We start from the raw sequence: 19,183 nt of genomic DNA on the forward strand, positions 1-19,183 counted from the left end.
CCGCTCGGATTCGCGGCCACCTGGCCCTCGATTATCGGTCAGCCGCGGGTTTCTTGCGTACGGCCGACTCGCCTCGCGGCCTTTCTTCCAGCCATCGGGCCCCTTACGGTTTTCTCAAGTTGAGCGTCCGCCATGCCGATATAACCGTGGCAATCGTTTGCCGCCGGTATTGGCGTGCGCGGCACTCAAAACGAAATCACACGAGAGAGACCTCAATGAGCAGGATGAGTTTGAATCGCAAACTATGGCTGTCGCTCGCGCTCGTATGGCTGGGGCTGCTCGGCGTCGGCTTGTGGAGCGCGATCGAAACGCGCGGCACGATGCTGGCCGAGCGCAAGGCGGGCATGGCGAACCTCGTCGAGGCGGCGCAGGGCGTCGTGAACGGCTACTACGCGCTTTCGCAGAACGGCAAGATGAGCGAGGCCGATGCCCAGCGCGAGGCGCTCGCCCGTCTTGCGACGATGCGCTACGGCGAGTCCGGCTATCTGTTCGTGATGGATTCGAAACCGGTCGTGCTGATGCATCCGACGCTGCCGCAAATGACCGGCAAGCCAGTGGGCGACTTCAAGGACCCGGACGGCAAGTTGTTGTACGTGGCGATCGTCGATGCCGCCAAGGCCAGCGGCCGCGGCTTCGCGCAATATCGCGGACGTCTGCCGCACAGTGAAACGGCGGTGCCGAAAGTCAGCTATGTGGTGCGTTTCGCGCCGTGGGACTGGAACATCACGAGCGGCGTGTTCATCAAGGACATCGACACCGTCTACTATCAGACGCTGCTGGGACACCTCGCCGTCGTGCTCGTGATCGGCGCGCTCATCTCGCTGGCGATGGTGCTCATCATCCGCAACGTGCGCGCCAGTCTCGGCGGCGAACCGGAACAGGCGGCGCGGCTCGCGGCGCATATCGCGCAGGGCGATCTGACGCAAGCCGTCGCGGTCCGTCCGCATGACAAGACCAGCATGATGGCCGCGATGCATGAAATGCAGAGCCGATTGCAGCGGACCATCGGCGAGATTCGCAGTTCGGCGGAATCGATCGCCTCGGCGACGCAGCAGATTGCAGCCGGCAACGGCGATCTGTCCCAGCGCACCGAGCAGCAGGCGGCCTCGTTGCAGGAAACCGCCGCGAGCATGGAAGAGTTGACCGCGACGGTCAAGCAGAACGCCGACAACGCGCGCCAGGCGAGCGGCCTCGCGCATAACGCGTCCGAGATCGCGACGCGCGGCAACGACGTGGTGAGCCGCGTGATCGACACGATGGGCGAGATCAACGAGAGCTCGCGGCAGATCGCCGACATCATCGGCGTGATCGAGGGCATTGCTTTTCAGACCAACATTCTGGCGTTGAACGCGGCGGTGGAAGCCGCGCGCGCGGGCGAGCAGGGCCGCGGCTTCGCGGTCGTCGCGGGCGAGGTGCGCAGCCTCGCGCAGCGCTCGGGGACGGCGGCCAAGGAGATCAAGCAGTTGATCGGCGCGTCGGTCGAACGCGTGCACAACGGCTCGACGCTCGTGCAGCAAGCCGGCGCGACGATGGGCGAAATCCTGCAAGCGGTGCAACGTGTGACCGACATCATGGGCGAGATCGCGGCGGCGTCCGAGGAGCAGAGCGGCGGCATTTCGCAGGTCGGCCGCGCCGTCACGCAAATGGACGAAGTGACGCAGCAGAATGCGGCGCTGGTCGAGCAGGCCGCGGCTGCGGCGGCTTCGTTGCAGGATCAGGCGAGGCGTCTGCGCGACACCGTGAGTGCGTTTCGCGTGAACGGCGCGGATGCCGTGGCCGAGCGACCGGCTGCCCTGGCGGCGCGCAGAGTGACGGCGGCGGTGCAGGCGGGCCCGAAGCGCGAAGCGGGCGCAACGGGGCGGATGCAGTCGGCCGCGCGTGCCGAGCCGCAGTCGGTTCGGCTGAAGCTTTCCGCGCCTGTCGCATCGGCCACGTCTGCTGCAAGCACGAAGCCGGCGCTCACGCGCCCGGCCGCCGCGGACGCGAAGCCGGCCGCCTCGGACGACGACTGGACCGCGTTCTAGCCAGCCTCGCCGCATTGCAGGCATGTGAGCGCGCGAACCTCTCGTGCGCTCACCAGGCCCGTAGCCGGCCACGGAGGCTCGACCGCTTGTCGCGCCGTCGCCCGCAAGCAAAGCCGCGCACGTTCCTGTCTTGCGCGCGAACGCGCATACCTATATGCGATCGTGATATTTCCCATCTCGCCGGGCCTATGAGAGCATTTACGGTCCAGTTGGCGGCGCTGCAATCAGTCACGCAGAGCAACGCGAAGCATCGCTGAGCAACGCCGCCCGCTTCCACCCGAATCTGACATCGATCAGAAAAAGCGAGAACTACATGCAGCGCAGAAACATACTCAAGGCCCTCTCGGCAGTCGTCGCCGGCGCGGCGATCGTCACCAGCTTCGGCGCGCACGCCGACGACAAAGCCATCAAGGTCGGCACCATCGGCGGCTCGGATGCGCAAATCTGGGAAGTCGTCACGAAGGTGGCGAAGCGCGAAGGGCTGAACGTGAAGGTCGTCGAATTCAACGATTACGTGCAGCCGAACGCCGCGCTCGACGCGGGCGACCTCGACGCGAACAGTTTCCAGCACCAGCCCTACCTCGATAGCCAGATCAAGCAGCGCGGCTACAAGATCGTCAACGTCGGCCTGACGTATATCTCGCCACTCGGCATCTACTCGAAGAAGCTGAAGTCGCTGAAGGATCTGCCGCAAGGCGCGAAGATCGCGGTGCCTAACGATCCGTCGAACGAGAACCGCGCGCTGCTGTTGTTGCAGGCGCAAGGCGTGATCAAGCTCAAGGCCGGCGCGGGCGCGAACGGCAATAACGCGACCGCGCTCGACGTCGCCGACAATCCGAAGAAGATCAAGCTCGTCGAACTCGACGCCGCGCAACTGCCGCGCTCGCTGTCGGATGTCGACGCCGCCGCGATCAACACCAACTTCGCGCTGGCCGCCGGATTGCAGCCGACCAGGGACGCCATCGCGCTCGAGGACATTCACAGCCCGTATGCGAATCTGATCGCCGTGCGCGCACAGGACAAGGACAAGCCGTGGGTCAGGAAGCTGGTCGCGGCTTACCAGTCGGAAGACGTGCGCCAGTTCATCAAGACGCAGTTCAAGGGTTCGGTGGTGCCGTCGTTCTAAGCGGCTGCGTTCAAGCGAGTGCGAGTGAAAGGGGCAACCGGCAGCTCCTTCACTCGCATGCAGGCCAGCCCCGCCCCGCTCCTACAACTCGCGCTCCCACCGCTCAACCGTCAGGTCCTTCCCGAAGCGCCGCTCCGCCGCCGTGCCCGCGAGCGTGAAGCCGGCGCGCTCGCATAGCCGGCGCGGGTCCGCAAGCGTGCTCGCGGTGGTCAGCGTGAGCTTCGTGTAACCCGCGCGCCCGGCGAAGCGCAGGCATTCGCTGAGCAACTGCGTGCCGATGCCGAGACGCCGCGCGTCCGGCTCCACCCACAACAGCCGCACGCCCGCCACCGTCGTCGAGACGCCGACGATGCACACCGAGCCGACCACGATGCCCTCCTGATCGGCGACCCAGCACATCTCGCGCACCGGATCGTTGCGTTGCGTGTAATCGGCGACGACGCGTGCGAGCAGTCCTTCGAACGATTGGTCCCAGCCGTATTGCGCGGCGAACCATTGCGCTTGCCGATGCACGAGCCAGCCGCATTCGCCGACGCGCGGCTGCCGAAGCTCGACCGGTCCAGCGAGTTGCTTGCCGCGGAGCAGCCGCTCGATCAGCTTCATCGCAGCGATGAGATCTTGCTGGGCGCGCGGCGCGAGGCCGCCCAGTACCCCGGACACTTCTTCGATCGCCGCCGCATCGAGCGGCGCATAAGCCGCTTGGCCGTTGTCGGTGAGCGCGATCAGCGACTGCCGCGCATCCGAGTCGGACGGGCGCCGCGTGATCAGATTGCGTCGCTCGAAGCTGGTCAGCAGACGGCTCAGATAACCGCTGTCGAGCCCGAGCGCGCGGCCGAGCGCCGACGCTGTCTGCGCATGTCCGCGGGAGAGTTCGTGCAGGACTCGCACTTCCGTAAGCGAGAAGGCGCTTCTTGCCAGATGCTCATGCAATGCGCCGATGTGCTGGGTATAGAAGCGGTTGAAATGGCGGACGGCCTGAGCGCGTCGCAGCGCCTCGGAATCTGTCAATGCTGCTCCCGGGGGGATTTTTTATGGGCTGGGTACACAACACTATATTTGAAGGCATTCCATTAAAAAAGTCGCTTGGGCGGCGGCGCGGCAAGTGGTATCAAAAAGGTATGGATCATGGTCATCTCGCCCGGCTTGTAGGAGCCCAGTATGGATCGCGTTTTTCGGGTTTCACCTCCCGCGTGCGGGTAAATCCTGGTGCCGGAAAAGCATCGTCAAAGGCGCTGTAATGCCCGGCTGACGCTTATCCGGCAAGGCTTTGACACAGGCCGTGGCAGCATGGAACCAGTCGATTGACTGGTATTATGTTGGTTATATAATGGGCTCTCTTTTTCGTAGGCCGGACTCTTCCACGCACACCGCCGGAGCCCCATGGAAACTCGCTGGTCCGCACTCATGCCTGACGCCCGCAACGTCACGCCGCTCTATTTGCAGCTGGCGCGCAATCTTGCGACGGCGATTCATTGCGGCGTGTGGTCGGCGGGCGAGGCGCTGCCGTCGGAGCGCACCCTCTCCGACGCGATCGGCGTGTCGCGCATCACCGCGCGCAAGGCGATCGAGTTGCTGGTCGAGCAGGGTTTGATCCGGCGCGCGCGGGGCGCGGGCAGCTTCATCACGCCGCGCGTCGAAGATCCGCTGTCGCGGCTCACCGGCTTCACGAAGAAGATGCAGCAGCGCGGTTTCCGCCCGGATTCGGTGTGGCTCGAGCGCGATATCCGCGCCGCCAATCGCGACGAACTGGTGCACCTCGGGCTCTCGCCGGGCGCCGCCGTGGCGAGCTTGCGGCGGCTGCGGCGCGCGGACGGCATCGTCATGGCGGTCGAGCATTCTGCGCTGCCGGCCGCTGTCGTGCCCGACCCGCACGCGATCGGCGTGTCGCTTTACAGCTATCTGGAACAACGGGGCGCTGCCGTCGTGCGCGCCTTGCAGCACTTTCGCGCGGTCAACGCATCGAGCGAGATCGCATCGTTAATGGACATCGAACCGCGCTCGGCGCTGCTGGTCATTACGCGTGTCGGATATAGCGCGGACCAGCGCGCGATCGAACTGACCGACACCTATTGCCGCGACGATTACTACGATTTCGTCGCTGAATTGCGCACCTGAAAAGTCGCTTTGACGCATGGCGGCCTGCCGCCGTCGACAACGCAGGCGAACGCCATTCAGTCGCACCTGTATCGCGCCTCACCAGAGAGACTCATGCTGACCGGAAACATACTCACCACCGATGGGTGGATTCACGGCACGCTCGAATACGAAAACGGCCGCATCACGGCGCTGACGGGCGAGCGTGTCGATCCGTCGACAAACGACGCGCCCTACATCCTGCCCGGCTTCATCGATCTGCACGTGCATGGCGGCGGCGGCGCCGACGTGATGGAAGCCGGCGACGCGATCGAAACGATCGCGCGCACGCATGCGCGCCATGGCACGACGAGCCTGCTCGCCACCACGATGACCGCGCCGCGCGACGAACTGATGAGCGTCGTCGCGGGCTTGGGCGACAACGCAAAGATACGCACGCCGGGTGGCTCGCGGGTGCTCGGCGTGCATCTGGAGGGGCCGTACATCAACCCCGGCAAGCTCGGCGCGCAGCCCGACGCCGCCGTTTCGGCGGTGATGGACGAGGTGCTGAAGTATCTGTCGATCGCGCCGATTCGCGTCGTGACGCTGGCGCCGGAGATCGCCGGCCACATGGAAATCATCTCGGAGATGGCGGCGCGCGGCGTGCGCGTGCAGCTCGGCCATTCGCTCGGCACCTACGACGACGCCGTCGCCGCGCTCAAGCACGGCGCGTGCGGCTTCACGCATCTGTTCAACGCCATGTCGCCGCTGCATCACCGCAATCCCGGCATCGTCGGCGCGGCGCTCGCGCACGCCGAATTCGCCGAAATCATTCCCGACTTGCTGCACGTTCATCCGGGCGCGATCCGCGCCGCGTTGCGCGCGATTCCGCGTCTCTACGTGGTGACGGACAGCACCTCGGCCACCGGCATGCCCGACGGCGAATACCGCCTCGGCAGCCAGCACGTAACGAAGTGCCTCGGCGGCGTGCGTCTCGCCGACGGCACGCTCGCCGGCAGCACGCTGACGATGGATCAGGCGCTGCGCAATCTCGTCTCGATCGGCTTGCCGATCGCCGATGTATCAAACCGTTTGTCGCGCTACGCCGCCGACTATCTCGGCATCGAAGACCGCGGCCGCATCGTGCGCGGCGCGTGGGCCGACCTGGTCGTGTTCGATCGTGAACTGGCGTTGACCGCGACTTACGTCGAAGGAGAAGCAATTGTCGAATATGCTTAAAGAGGCGCTGGCGTCCGCTGAAACGGTCGCCGCGCAACTCACGGACACCGCGCGCGTGGCGGTGTTGGCGGCGAAGCTCGCGCAGCAGCCGCGCCATGTCGCGCTGACGGTCGCACGCGGCAGCTCGGATCATGCCGCGAGCTACTTCGCCAGCCTGACGATGAGCCGCCTCGGCGTGCCGGTCGCCTCGCTGCCGATGTCGGTCGCCACGTTGCAACAGGCGCCGCTACAGGTGCGCGACCAGCTTGCGCTCGCGTTCTCGCAATCGGGCAAGAGCCCCGATCTGATCGGCACCATGCAAGCATTGCGCCGCGCCGGCGCGTTGACGGTGGCCGCGGTGAACGCGCCGGGTTCGCCGCTGGCCGACGCGTGCGAATTCCACTTGCCTCTGCTGGCCGGCCCGGAATTGAGCGTCGCGGCCACCAAGAGCTACATCGCGATGCTGTCGATTTCCGCGCAACTGGTCGCGCATTGGCAGAAAGACGCGGCGCTGCTCGGCGCGTTGAACACGCTGCCCGATGCGCTGCAAGCGGCCGGCAAGCTCGACTGGTCGAAAGCCGTGGACGAATTGCGCGGCATCGAGCGCATGATCGTGATCGGCCGGGGTCTCGGTCTCGCGATCGCGCAGGAAGCCGCGCTGAAGTTGAAGGAAACCTCCGGCATTCAGGCCGAAGCGTTTTCGAGCGCGGAAGTGCGCCACGGTCCGATGGAACTGATCGACCGCGATTACCCGCTGCTGGTGTTCGCACCGCGTGGACCCGAACAGGCCGGCCTTCTGCAACTCGCGCGCGACATGCAGGCGCGCGGCGCGCGCGTGCTGCTCGCCGCGCCGGCCGACGTGCCGGAAGCGAGCTTGCCGCTCGCCGCCACCGCGCATGCGGCGCTCGATCCGATCGCCGCGATCCTTTCCTTTTATGTGATGGCCGCCGGCCTTGCCGCCGCGCGCGGGCGCAATCCTGACGCGCCGCGCCATCTCAACAAAGTCACCGAAACTCACTGACGAGAAAATCAGATGCGACGTGTCGAGGAGTCCCGCTTGAAGAGCCATTCTGAAGGCCATATTGTTTTGCTCGCGCCGATGACCGGTCCGGTCGTGCCGCTCGCGAACGTGCCCGACCCTGTGTTTTCGGGCGGCATGTTCGGCGACGGCATCGGTGTCGATCCGCTCGAGGGCCGACTCGTCGCGCCGTGCGACGGCATCGTCACCCACCTTGCGCGCACCGGTCACGCGTTGACGCTGGCCACCGCGGAAGGCGCGGAAATTCTGCTGCACATCGGTATCGACACGGTCGAGCTGAGCGGCAAGGGCTTTACGCCGATGGTCGAGCAAGGCGCGCACGTGCGCACCGGCGACGTGCTGATCGAGTTCGATCAGGACCAGGTCGCGCTGAATGCGCCGAGCCTCGTGTCGGTGATCGCGATTGCCAATTCCGACGCGTTCGAGATCGTCGAGCGTGTGCAAGGCGGCATGCTGAAAGCCGGCGAAACGCCGCTGCTGGTGCTGCGCGCACGCGGCGGCGCGGCGGCCCATGCGTCGCGCGAGGCAAGTGCGACGAACGTCACCGAGGAAGCGCGTCAGCAGGTCACGCTGGCACACGCCGGCGGCCTGCATGCGCGGCCCGCCGCGCGTGCCCGTGAAGCGGCGCGCGGTTTCGACGCGCGCGTCGAAGTGCGTTACGAGGGGCGCAAGGCGTCGATCGAAAGCGTGGTCGGCCTGCTTGGGCTGGGCGCGGGTGAAGGCGCGACGGTCGAGTTGCTGGGCGTCGGTCCGCAAGCCCTGGCCGCGGTCGATGCAATCGCCCGCGAATTGACGCGCGAAGCGCACGGCGAAGTGGAGGAAAAACCGGCGCGCGCCAGCTCGCCGGCGCCGCAAGCGATGGCGCGCGCGGCGGACGAAGTGCTTGCGCCGAATACGCTCGCGGGCGTGTGCGCGGCGCCGGGCGTCGCGGTCGGCAAGCTGGTGCGCTGGGACGATGCGGACATCGATCCGCCGGAGACGGCGACCGGCACGTCCGCCGCGGAGAGCCGTCTGCTGGACAAGGCGATTGCCACCGTCGATGCCGATCTCGGCACCACCGTGCGCGACGCCTCGCAACGCGGCGCGCATGGCGAAGCGGGCATTTTCGCGGTGCACCGTGTGCTGCTCGAAGACCCGACGCTGCTCGACGCGGCGCGCGATCTGATCAGCCTCGGCAAGAGCGCGGGTTTCGCGTGGCGCGAGGCGATCCGCGCGCAGATCCGCATCCTGACGAACATCGAGGACACGTTGCTCGCGGAACGTGCCGCCGATCTGCGCGACATCGAAAAGCGCGTGCTGCGCGCGCTGGGTTATACGAACGCCGCAGCGCGCACGTTGCCCGACGAAGCCGTGCTGGCGGCCGAGGAATTCACGCCGTCCGATTTGTCTTCGCTGGATCGCTCGCGTGTCACCGCGCTCGTGATGGCGCGCGGCGGCGCGACCTCGCATGCGGCGATTCTCGCGCGCCAGGCGGGCATTCCCGCACTGGTGGCCGTTGGCGACGCGCTGCACGCGATTCCCGAGGGCACGCAAGTGGTGGTGGACGCCAGCACCGGCCGGCTCGAATTCGCGCCGACCGAACTCGACGTGGAACGCGCGCGGCTGGAGCGCACGCGTCTGGCCGGCGTGCGCGAAGCGAACCGCCGCACTTCGCAGCAGGCCGCGGTGACGTCCGATGGCCGCGCGATCGAAGTGGCCGCGAACATCGCCACGCTCGACGACGCCAAAACCGCCGTCGACAACGGCGCCGATTCCGTCGGCCTGCTGCGCACCGAATTGCTGTTCATCCATCGCTCGGCGGCGCCGACCACGGATGAGCATCGCCAAAGCTACCAGGCCATCGTCGACGCCTTGAACGGCCGCACCGCGATCATCCGCACGCTGGACGTGGGCGCGGACAAGGAAGTCGATTACCTGACGCTGCCGCCCGAACCGAATCCGGCACTCGGCCTGCGCGGTATCCGCCTCGCGCAAGTGCGCCCCGATCTGCTCGACGATCAGTTGCGCGGTCTGCTGGCGGTGCAGCCGCTCGGCGCGGTGCGCATTCTGCTGCCGATGGTGACCGACGTCGGCGAGTTGATCCGCATCCGCAAACGCATCGATGAGTTCGCCCGCGAGTCGGGCCGCACGGAGCCGATCGAAGTCGGCGTGATGATCGAAGTGCCGTCGGCGGCTTTGCTTGCCGATCAGCTTGCGCGGCACGCGGATTTTCTGTCGATCGGCACCAACGATCTGACGCAATACACGCTGGCGATGGACCGCTGTCAGGCCGATCTCGCCGCCCAGGCCGACGGCCTGCATCCGGCGGTGTTGCGCCTGATTTCGGCGACCGTGCAAGGCGCGAGCAAGCATGGCAAATGGGTCGGCGTATGCGGCGCACTGGCGGGCGATCCGCTGGCGATGCCGCTGCTCGTCGGTCTCGGCGTGACCGAGCTTTCGGTGGATCCGGTGTCGGTGCCGGGCATCAAGGCGCGCGTGCGCAACCTCGATTATCAACTGTGCCGTCAGCGCGCGCAGGATGCACTCGCGCTCGAATCGGCCCAGGCGGTAAGGGCAGCAAGTCGCGAAACCTGGCCTTTGGACTGAACCCACGCAGTCCGCGGCCGGCTTCGCTCGATCAACCACGTATAGCGACGAAACTCAACGACGACAGTCGACAACGACAGTCCACAACGAGACAAGGATTGGAGATATCAATGGATGGGAATCCGTTTCTGAAGATTCAGCGCCTGGGACGCGCGCTGATGCTGCCGATCGCGGTGCTGCCGGTTGCCGGCCTGCTGCTGCGCCTGGGCCAGCCCGATGTGTTCAACATCAAGATGATCGCCGACGCCGGCGGCGCGATCTTCGACAACCTGCCGCTGCTGTTCGCGATCGGCGTGGCGGTCGGTTTCGCGAAAGACAACAACGGCGTGGCGGGTCTCGCGGGCGCGATCGGTTATCTGATCGAAGTCGCGGTGATGAAGGACATCAACGACAAGCTCAACATGGGCGTGTTGTCCGGGATCGTGGCGGGTATCGTCGCGGGCTTGCTGTACAACAAATACAAGGACATCAAGCTGCCCGACTACCTCGCGTTCTTCGGAGGGAAACGCTTCGTGCCGATTGTCACGGGGGTGGCCTGTCTCGCGCTCGGCATTGTGTTCGGCTATGTGTGGCAGCCGGTGCAAGCCGTGATCGACACGGCCGGCCACTGGCTGACCACCGCGGGCGCGTTCGGCGCGTTCGTGTTCGGCGTGCTGAACCGCCTGCTGCTGGTCACGGGCTTGCATCACATTCTGAATTCGCTCACGTGGTTCGTGTTCGGCACCTTCACGCCGCCCGGCGGCGCCGCGGTGACGGGCGACCTGCATCGCTTCTTCGCGGGCGACCCGAGCGCGGGCACGTTCATGACGGGCTTCTTCCCGGTCATGATGTTCGGTCTGCCGGCCGCGTGCCTCGCGATGTTCCATGAAGCGCCGAAGGAGCGCCGCGCGGTGGTCGGCGGGCTGCTGTTCTCGATGGCGCTCACCTCGTTCCTGACGGGCGTGACCGAGCCGATCGAGTTCAGCTTCATGTTCCTCGCACCGGTGCTGTATGCGATCCACGCGCTGTTGACCGGCGTCGCGCTTGCTGTTTGCTCGGCGCTCGGCATTCACCTCGGCTTCACGTTTTCCGCCGGCGCGATCGACTACGTGCTGAACTACGGCCTCTCGACGAGGGGCTGGTGGGCGATTCCGATCGGTCTCGTGTACTCGGTGTTGTACTACGGGCTGTTCCGTTTCTTCATCCGCAAATTCAACATGGCGACGCCGGGCCGCGAACCCGCTGCCGCCGATGAACAGGTCGAATCGTTTGCCGCCGGCGGCTTCGTTTCGCCGGTAGCCGGCGCAGCCGTGCCGCGCGCGCAGCGTTATATCGCGGCGCTGGGCGGCGCGGCGAATCTGTCGGTGGTGGATGCCTGCACGACGCGTCTGCGTCTGTCGGTGGTCGACTCGGACAAGGTCTCGGAAAACGAACTGAAGACGATCGGCGCGCGCGGCGTGCTCAAGCGCGGCGCGACCAACGTGCAAGTGATCATCGGACCGGAAGCGGACATTATTGCGGACGAGATCCGCACGGTAATCGCGCAGGGCGGCGGCGAAGCGAAGGCGGTTACTGTGTCCGCTGCTGCGCCTGCCGCGGCTTCCGCGACTGCCGCCGCGAGCGCTCAAGGCGGTCCGCTCGATCCTGACCCGCAGCGTTGGCTCGCCGTATTCGGCGGCGCGGGCAACGTGGTGTCGCTGGATGCCGTCGCGGCGACGCGTCTGCGTATCGTCGTGCGCGATCCGTCGGCGGTGGATCGTCAGCGCCTCGCCACGCTCGATACGGCGTGGGTGTCGGCGGACACGTTTCATATCGTGGTCGGCGAGGCGGCGCAGCGCTATGCCGCGCAACTGGCGACGCGTCTGTCGCCCACGAGCGGCGGCGCGACGCCTTTGCCGGCTTGATGCCGTGTGATGCCGCGGCCTCCGCGCCGCTTACCGCGCGTCTCTTCTGACAAGACAACGCGACAATAAAAAAGCGGCACCTTCAATTCAAGGTGCCGCTTTTGCGTTTACCCGCTTGCGCTAACCGGCATCGCCGGCCACGGCTCGATCAACGCGCTTTCTGCTTTCCCACTTCCGCCGGCCGGCGCGATTCCAGCCACATGACGTTGATGATGCCGAACGCCAACGCCACGCCAATGCCGAGAATCCAACTGAAGTACCACATCGCAAACTCCTGTTAATCGTATTGCCGGTCAATACATCGAATGATGATTTTCTTCGAGCGCCGCCGCGGTTACCTTGCCTCGCATCACGCGATAGACCCAGCTCGTGTAGATCAGGATGAGCGGCAGGAAAACCACCACCGCCACCAGCATGATCTGCAGCGTCATGCGGCTCGAGGTCGAATCCCACACGGTGAGGCTGCTGCGGCCGTCGAGCGACGAAGGCATGATGAACGGGAACATCGAGAAGCCCGCCGTCAGAATCACGCCGATGATCGTCGACGAGGTCGCCAGGAACGCGCTCTTTTCGAAGCGCGAGCGCGCGAGCAACGCGGCGAGCACGCCGCCGACGAGACCCGCTATCGGCGCGGCCGTCATCCACGGATAGGTTGCGTAATTGGTGAGCCACAGACCCGGCGCGCCGATCACGCTCTTCATCAGCGGATTGGCGACCGCATCGAGCGGCGCGGCGTCGACGATCTGATAGCCGCCGATCACCACCGCGATCAGCGCGCCCGCGATCAGGAACAGCACGACGCCGGCCAGCGACGCGATGCGCAGTGCGAGCGAAGCGCGTTCGGCGACGATGCCGTCCGATTTCATCTTCACGAAGGCTGCGCCGTGCGCGGCCAGCATCGACACGCTCACGAGCCCGCACAACACCGCGAACGGGTTGAGCAAGGCGAAGAAGCCGCCGTGATAGGTGACGCGCAGGTCGGTGTCGAACGAAAACGGCACGCCCTGCAGCAGGTTGCCGAACGCGACGCCGAACACCAGCGCCGGCACGAAGCCGCCGACGAACAGCGCCCAGTCCCACGCGCTGCGCCAGCGCGGGTCCTCGCGTTTGCTGCGGTAGTCGAAGCCGACCGGCCGGAAGAACAGCGCGAACAGCACCAGCAGCATCGCGAAGTAGAAGCCCGAGAACGACGCCGCGTACACCAGCGGCCACGCGGCGAACATCGCGCCGCCCGCCGTGATGAGCCATACCTGATTGCCTTCCCACGTCGCGCCGACCGTGTTCACGACGATGCGCCGCTCGGCGTCGGTCTTGCCGATGAACGGCAGCAGAATCGCGGCGCCCATGTCGAAGCCGTCGGTGAGCGCGAAGCCGATCAGCAGGACGCCGATCAGCACCCACCAGATCAGTTTGAGGGTTGCGTAATCCATGATGAGGTTTCCCTTGAAGCAGAGTGGCGGCGAATCATGCGGCCGTGTTGGTCGGCAGCGGCTGATTCACCGGCTGATGCCGCGGCTGTTGCAGTTCGTGGTGATAGCGCCCGGTGTGCAGCGACGACGGTCCGAGCCGCGCGTACTTGAACATCAGCATGATTTCGATGATGAACAGCACGGTGTAGAACACCACGAAGCCGGCGATGCTCAGATACAGGTCGCCCGGCGTCAGGCTCGAGGCGGACAGGTGGGTCGGCAGAATGCCGGCGATGGTCCACGGTTGACGGCCCACTTCGGCGACGATCCAGCCGAATTCAGCCGCGAGCCACGGCAGCGGAATCGCCCAGACGGCCCAGCGCAGGAACCAGCGGCGCTTTTGCAGCAGCAGCGAGCGCTGCGCGCAGAACCAGAACGCCAGCACGAAAGTGGCGAGGAACAGGATGCCGAGGCCGACCATCAAGCGGAACGAGAAGAACACGGGCGCGACGGGCGGTATCGTCTTTTTTGCGGCCTGGGCGATCTGCTCCGGCGTGGCGTCGGTCACGTTCGCGGTGAACTGCTTGAGCATCAGACCGTAGCCGAGGTCTTTCTTGTGCGCGTCGAACTCGGCCTTGGCTTCGTCGGTGGCGTCGCCCAGCTTGAGCTTCTGCAGCGCGGCGTAGGCGAGCATGCCGTTCTTGATGCGCACTTCGTTCTGCGCCATCAGGTCTTTCAGGCCGACCACCGGTTCGTCGATGGAGCGCGTGGCGATGAGGCCGAGCGCGTACGGAATCCGGATGGCGTAGTCGGTGCGCTCTTCCTTCTGGTTCGGAAGACCGATGAGCGTGAACGGCGCCGGCGCGGGCGCGGTTTCCCATTCGGACTCGATCGCGGCCAGCTTCACCTGCTGGACTTCGCCGGTACGGTAGCCGGATTCGTCGCCGAGCACGATCACGCACAACGTCGACGCAAGGCCGAAACCGGCGGCGATGGCGAACGAACGCAGCGCGAATTCGGTGTCGCGGCGCTTCAACAGATACCACGACGACACGCCCAGCACGAACATCGACGCCGTCACGTAACCGGCCGAGACCGTGTGCACGAACTTCACTTGCGCGACCGGATTGAACAGCACGGAGAAGATGCTGTCGAGTTCCATGCGCATGGTCTGGTAATTGAAGGTGGCGCCGACCGGATTGTTCATCCAGCCGTTGGCCACCAGAATCCAGAGGGCCGACAGGTTCGAGCCGAGCGCGACGAGGAACGTGACGGTGACGTGCTGCACTTTCGAAAGCCGCGTCCAGCCGAAGAAGAACAGGCCGACGAAGGTCGACTCCAGGAAGAACGCCATCAGACCTTCAACCGCCAGCGGCACGCCGAAGATGTCGCCGACATAGTGCGAGTAGTACGACCAGTTGGTGCCGAACTGGAATTCCAGCGTGAGACCGGTCGTGACGCCCATCGCGAAGTTGATGCCGAACAGCTTGCCCCAGAACTGGGTCATGTCCTTGTAGATCTGCTTGCCGGTCATCACATAGACGGATTCCATGATGACGAGCAGCCACGACAGGCCCAGCGTGAGCGGCACGAACAGAAAGTGATAAAGCGCCGTGATGGCGAACTGGAGGCGCGACAGTTCTACGACTTCGCTAACGGGCATGTTGATCACCTTGGGACGGATGCGGGGCAGGCGTTGACAGCAGCGCCTGCGAAACCTGCTCAGGCGGCAGCCACATGTGCTCCGCCTGGGGATGATTGAAGAACGTGTACTTGAGCACCATCAACAGCGTGAATTTGATGGCGAGGACGATGGCGATATCCCGCGCCAGCGTCGGACCGCGCACCCACCCGGCGAGCCGTTGACGCAGGCTCGGGCGAGGGCGGTTATTGCGATTGAGGGCTAGGGTCATGGGCGGTCGATGGCGACTTCACGCCGGTTGGTCCGGCTGGATCCAGATCGCACGAGCGATCCGGCGAGTGCATCCCGATTTTAGGAGCGGGACCTTGCGCGCGTGGGTTCCGCGCTGCGGCATCGGGTCGCTGGCGCCACACGGTTGATGCAGTATTGCCAGGGGGGTTGAGGTAGGTCAAGGAACGCCGGCCGGCCGGCCGTGGCCCTGAGTCAATGCGCGCACGGCGAAGGAGGCGGGGCTTCGACGCTTCGACGCCTGGACGGAAAAAAGCCCCGCCGTCTTGCGAGGGCGGGGCTTTGCGGCCGGCTGGTCAGCGTGCGTCGCGCGAACCGGTTTGCTGAGTTTTTCAGACCTTACGCATACTCGGTCAGTGCGCCGCGCATCTTCTTCATTGCGCTTGCTTCGATCTGGCGAATCCGTTCGGCCGAGACGCCGAATTCGTCGGCCAACTCGTGCAGCGTCGAGCCGCCCGAGCCGTCGTCCTCCACCTTCAGCCAGCGCGCCTCGATGATGCGGCGGCTGCGGGCGTCCAGTGCATCCAGCGCGCTCGCGATACCGTCGGTTTGCAGCTTGTCGCGCTGACGCGAAGCCAGCACGGCGGTCGGCTCGTTATGCGAGTCGGCAAGGTAGGCGATCGGCGCGTACGACTCTTCGCCGTCTTCGACCTGGCCTTCCAGCGCGATGTCGCCGCCCGAGAGGCGCGTTTCCATCTCGGCCACTTCCTCGCGCTTCACGTTCAACTCCTTGGCGAGACCTTCGATCTCGTCGGGCGTGAACGCGCCCAAGCCCTGCTTATGGCTGCGCAGGTTGAAGAACAGCTTGCGCTGCGCCTTGGTGGTGGCGACCTTCACCATGCGCCAGTTGCGCAGGATGTATTCGTGGATTTCGGCCTTGATCCAGTGCATCGCGTACGACACGAGGCGCACGTTCTGCTCGGGATCGAAGCGTTTCACGGCCTTCATCAGGCCGATGTTGCCTTCCTGGATCAGGTCGGCATGCGGCAGGCCATAACCGAGATAGTTGCGCGCGATCGACACGACCAGCCGCAGATGCGACAGGACGAGACGGCGTGCGGACTCGAGGTTGCCCTGCTCGCGAAATTCGGTGGCGAACTGGCGTTCTTCCGCAGGCGTCAGCATCGGAATGCGATTGACGGCCTGGATGTAGGCGTCGATGTTGCCCAGTTGACCGGGCAGCAGCGAGGAATGCGAGAGCGCCAGTGCACCTGCCGAAGCGGCCTTAGCCGACGACGGGCTCAGAGTACTCGGAAGGGTCATTGCATGGCTCACGTAAAAAACTCCTTTGGAATCAGGTAACAGCGTATTCAGGTGACGACTCCAGCGTTGGATGTTAGCACTCTGATTTCCTGAGTGCTAATACTTAGAAGCGGTAGGGGCATCCAAGTTCCGTCATTTTCTATTGAAGTTCACTTCCTGATAGCCATCATACGCCGCTTCCGCTTGCCCTGTGTGGGCCGTAGAACTTACCGGGCCATCCTATTCCGCGATCATAAATGAACGATATTTGCCGTTTTAGAAGTGACTAATTGCGAAAAATAAGATTTCTTCATACGATCCGCCTGATCGTGATTGAATTTAGAATAGGCAAATCTGTTACAGATTGTTCAACGTTCGGCGAGCTCGGGTGTTAGATGAACAACAAAAAGAAGGCTTGGCGTGTTCTGGCGCTGAAAAGCGCGTCGGCAGCGGTACTGCTGGGTGCATCCGGACTGGCCGCGGCCGATCAGTTCGGTTTGCAGGTCGCCGGCGGCGTGGGCGATCATCATGTGAAAAAGCTCGACCTCGGCGTGGTCTGGGATCCGAACCTCACCTGGTGGCAAATCGGTGACTGGCATTTCACGCTGATCGGCGAGGCGCACATGGCTTGGTGGCACACCAACGAAGGCAACGTGCACGACAACATCGGCGAGATCGGCGTGACGCCGATGATTCGCTTCATCAAGGCATCCGGGTCGATCCGTCCTTTCATCGAAGTGGGCGCCGGCGTGCGGCTCCTGTCGAGTCCGCGAATTTCCTCCGACTTCACGCTCGGCTCGGCGTTCCAGTTCGCCGACGTCGCGGGCGTGGGCGTGCAGTTCGGCCATCGCCAGCAGTATCAGGCGGGCTACCGCTTCCAGCATATTTCCAACGGCGGTATCAAAGAGCCGAATCCTGGTATAAATTTCAGCCAGCTATATTTGCAATATAACTTCTGACGACCGTGGCCATGTTCGGCTCACCGGTGCGAGGGCTGAGCAATGGCGGCAAAGATAATCGAAGCGATTCGCGGGCTCGAGCGAGAGCGCTTTCGTGCGATGGTCGACGGCGACGGGCAATCGCTCGACACACTGCTCGCGGACAACGTGAGCTATGTCCATACCAACGGCAAACGCGAGACGAAGCGGCAGTTCATCGACGGGATTACCGGCGGCCGCCGCCGTTATCGGCAGATCGAGGTGCAGTCGCAAGACGTGTTGCCGGTGGGACGCGAGACCTGCGTCGTCACGGGGCGCGCGCTGATCGAGATGGAGGCGAATAACGGCGCACTCCTGTTCCCCATCGCGTACACCGCGATTCATACGCACGAAGCCGGGCAATGGCGGCTGATTGCGTGGCAAGCCACCCGTTGCGCGATCGAGTGAGCCTGCCGGTTGGCGCTTGAGCGGCGTCGAGCCGTCATGCGCCGGTCGTCCACGCCGCAGCCAGATTGCCCTATCACTCGCATGGCGATGCAGCGACAGCCCGATGCTGTCGCGTCAGGCGAGATTGCGGTCCATCCCTTGCAGCAAGCGCAATCACCGCGCTCGCGCAGCGTCCTTCACGCCTGCGTCTTCGCGACGTCCACGATCAGTTCGACCTGTCGCTCGATCGCGCTCGGCACGGGCGCCTCGCCGCGCAGCACGGCGCCGATCCACGCCGCCGTGGTGGGTGCGTCGCGCGCTTCGGGCAACGCCACTTCCGGCGCGTCCGGCGACGAGCGCTCATGCGGCACGCGCGTTTCGCAGATGCCGTCGTGCAGCCAGTCGACCTGCACCTGGCGCCGCGTGTCGGCTACCGCTTCGCCCTCGGTGCCGCGCGCCAGCAAGGCGCCGCCGGCCGCCGCGTCCGCATGCGTGTTGAACAACTGCGTGAGACTGTCCCGATACGGCGGATGCGTGTAGTTCACGAGCCGCAGGCCGGCCGGCGCAAACGGCTGGAGAATCTTCACGAGCGTATGCGTCGAATTACGCACGCCCATGCGCCGGCGTAGCGCGAGCAGGCGCGCGAGTTTCGGCGCGAGCACGTCGATCGGCGCGAACGCTAGACGGCGCTCGGCGAGACCGTCTTCGATCTCGGCGTGCGAGCGCGCGTGCGGAATCTGCAAATGCGTGAAGATTTCAGCGCTCGTCACGCGCCCCGGATCTTCGGTCACGCCGTGCACCAGCACCGGCACGCCTTCACGCGCGAGCAGCAGGGCGAGCAGCGGCACGAGGTTCGGCTGTTTGCGCGCGCCGTTGTACGTGGGGATCGAGACGGGCCGGAAGGCGCCGTGCGGCACATGAACCGGTTCGAACGACGCATGGGCGCCGGCCAGCATCGCGGCGAGTTCGTCGGCGGTTTCACCCTTCACGCGATAGGCGAGCAGCACCGCGCCGAGTTCGAGCTCGGCGACGCGGCCGTCGAGCATGGCGGTGTAGAGCGCGCGCGTGTCTTCGGCGGTGAGCGCGCGGGCGCCGTTCGGGCCGCGGCCGATTTCCTTGATGAAGCGGGCGCAAGGGAAGGGATTGGCAGTGTCGGCGGAATCAGTCATCGGGACAGTGGAACGGTGTGGCGGTGCCGCCCTGAAGCGGTGGCCACGGTATTCAAGGGACGCTATTGGGTGTGAGTATCGCATCTATGGCAAACCGGCGAGACGATTCGCCTGGCGCGC

17 protein-coding genes are annotated in these 19,183 nt (G+C 65.1%); 10 read left to right on the plus strand and 7 right to left on the minus strand.

Annotated elements, in window-relative coordinates; all coding sequences use genetic code 11:
* The first annotated feature begins 215 nt into the window (after positions 1-215).
* Both BUE39_RS14630 and BUE39_RS14635 read left to right on the plus strand, forming a co-directional pair.
* Positions 216-2,024, plus strand: coding sequence for a methyl-accepting chemotaxis protein (locus BUE39_RS14630; RefSeq protein WP_073429384.1), 1,809 nt, complete (start codon positions 216-218; stop codon positions 2,022-2,024).
* Between the two features lie 313 nt (positions 2,025-2,337).
* The gene (locus tag BUE39_RS14635; protein ID WP_073429385.1) at positions 2,338-3,150 is read left to right on the plus strand and encodes a MetQ/NlpA family ABC transporter substrate-binding protein; all 813 of its coding nucleotides are present in this window, start codon (positions 2,338-2,340) and stop codon (positions 3,148-3,150) included.
* Between the two features lie 81 nt (positions 3,151-3,231).
* Here BUE39_RS14635 and BUE39_RS14640 read toward each other — a convergent pair whose 3' ends face one another.
* Complete coding sequence (locus BUE39_RS14640) at positions 3,232-4,158, minus strand: bifunctional helix-turn-helix transcriptional regulator/GNAT family N-acetyltransferase (protein ID WP_073429386.1); 927 nt, start codon at positions 4,156-4,158, stop codon at positions 3,232-3,234.
* Here BUE39_RS14640 and BUE39_RS34205 point away from each other — a divergent pair.
* From BUE39_RS34205 to nagE, 6 genes are all read left to right on the plus strand, one after another.
* On the plus strand, positions 4,158-4,388 hold the full coding sequence (locus BUE39_RS34205) for a hypothetical protein (RefSeq protein ID WP_143031935.1): 231 nt from the start codon (positions 4,158-4,160) through the stop codon (positions 4,386-4,388). The two genes, BUE39_RS14640 and BUE39_RS34205, sit on opposite strands and share 1 nt — an antisense overlap.
* Before the next feature lie 142 nt (positions 4,389-4,530).
* Positions 4,531-5,265 (plus strand): GntR family transcriptional regulator, encoded by a 735-nt coding sequence (locus BUE39_RS14645; protein ID WP_073429387.1) that lies wholly within the window; start codon positions 4,531-4,533, stop codon positions 5,263-5,265.
* A 93-nt stretch (positions 5,266-5,358) separates the two neighbouring features.
* Positions 5,359-6,462, plus strand: coding sequence for an N-acetylglucosamine-6-phosphate deacetylase (gene nagA / locus BUE39_RS14650; protein ID WP_073429451.1), 1,104 nt, complete (start codon positions 5,359-5,361; stop codon positions 6,460-6,462).
* Entirely contained in the window at positions 6,455-7,462 is a 1,008-nt protein-coding gene (locus tag BUE39_RS14655) for an SIS domain-containing protein (protein ID WP_073429388.1), read from the plus strand. Before nagA ends, BUE39_RS14655 begins: the two co-directional genes overlap by 8 nt.
* 12 nt (positions 7,463-7,474) lie before the next feature.
* Positions 7,475-10,066 (plus strand): phosphoenolpyruvate--protein phosphotransferase, encoded by a 2,592-nt coding sequence (ptsP, locus tag BUE39_RS14660; RefSeq protein WP_073429389.1) that lies wholly within the window; start codon positions 7,475-7,477, stop codon positions 10,064-10,066.
* A gap of 110 nt (positions 10,067-10,176) precedes the next feature.
* The gene (nagE, locus tag BUE39_RS14665) at positions 10,177-11,949 is read left to right on the plus strand and encodes an N-acetylglucosamine-specific PTS transporter subunit IIBC (protein WP_073429390.1); all 1,773 of its coding nucleotides are present in this window, start codon (positions 10,177-10,179) and stop codon (positions 11,947-11,949) included.
* 148 nt (positions 11,950-12,097) lie between these two features.
* Here nagE and cydX read toward each other — a convergent pair whose 3' ends face one another.
* The 5 genes from cydX to rpoH form a co-directional block, all read right to left on the minus strand.
* A complete protein-coding gene (cydX, locus tag BUE39_RS14670) occupies positions 12,098-12,214 on the minus strand; it encodes a cytochrome bd-I oxidase subunit CydX (RefSeq protein ID WP_073429391.1) in 117 nt (38 codons plus the stop codon).
* A 28-nt stretch (positions 12,215-12,242) separates the two neighbouring features.
* Entirely contained in the window at positions 12,243-13,379 is a 1,137-nt protein-coding gene (gene cydB / locus BUE39_RS14675; RefSeq protein ID WP_073429392.1) for a cytochrome d ubiquinol oxidase subunit II, read from the minus strand.
* 34 nt (positions 13,380-13,413) lie between these two features.
* Entirely contained in the window at positions 13,414-15,021 is a 1,608-nt protein-coding gene (locus BUE39_RS14680) for a cytochrome ubiquinol oxidase subunit I (RefSeq protein WP_073429393.1), read from the minus strand.
* Positions 15,011-15,271, minus strand: coding sequence for a cytochrome oxidase putative small subunit CydP (cydP, locus tag BUE39_RS14685; RefSeq protein ID WP_073429394.1), 261 nt, complete (start codon positions 15,269-15,271; stop codon positions 15,011-15,013). The genes BUE39_RS14680 and cydP overlap by 11 nt, the downstream gene beginning before the upstream one ends.
* Positions 15,272-15,627: 356 nt before the next feature.
* Positions 15,628-16,563, minus strand: a complete 936-nt coding sequence (rpoH, locus tag BUE39_RS14690) for an RNA polymerase sigma factor RpoH (protein ID WP_073429395.1) — start codon at positions 16,561-16,563, stop codon at positions 15,628-15,630.
* A gap of 362 nt (positions 16,564-16,925) precedes the next feature.
* Here rpoH and BUE39_RS14695 point away from each other — a divergent pair, with 362 nt between their 5' ends.
* Complete coding sequence (locus BUE39_RS14695; RefSeq protein WP_073429396.1) at positions 16,926-17,489, plus strand: acyloxyacyl hydrolase; 564 nt, start codon at positions 16,926-16,928, stop codon at positions 17,487-17,489.
* A 42-nt stretch (positions 17,490-17,531) separates the two neighbouring features.
* Positions 17,532-17,915, plus strand: a complete 384-nt coding sequence (locus BUE39_RS14700) for a nuclear transport factor 2 family protein (RefSeq protein ID WP_073429397.1) — start codon at positions 17,532-17,534, stop codon at positions 17,913-17,915.
* A gap of 176 nt (positions 17,916-18,091) precedes the next feature.
* Here BUE39_RS14700 and ybiB read toward each other — a convergent pair whose 3' ends face one another.
* Positions 18,092-19,063: a DNA-binding protein YbiB gene (ybiB, locus tag BUE39_RS14705; protein WP_073429398.1), complete on the minus strand. Its 972-nt coding sequence runs from the start codon at positions 19,061-19,063 to the stop codon at positions 18,092-18,094.
* Positions 19,064-19,183 lie beyond the last annotated feature (120 nt).

The sequence above is a fragment of the Paraburkholderia terricola genome, from assembly GCF_900142195.1.
Classification (GTDB): Bacteria; Pseudomonadota; Gammaproteobacteria; order Burkholderiales; family Burkholderiaceae; genus Paraburkholderia; species Paraburkholderia terricola.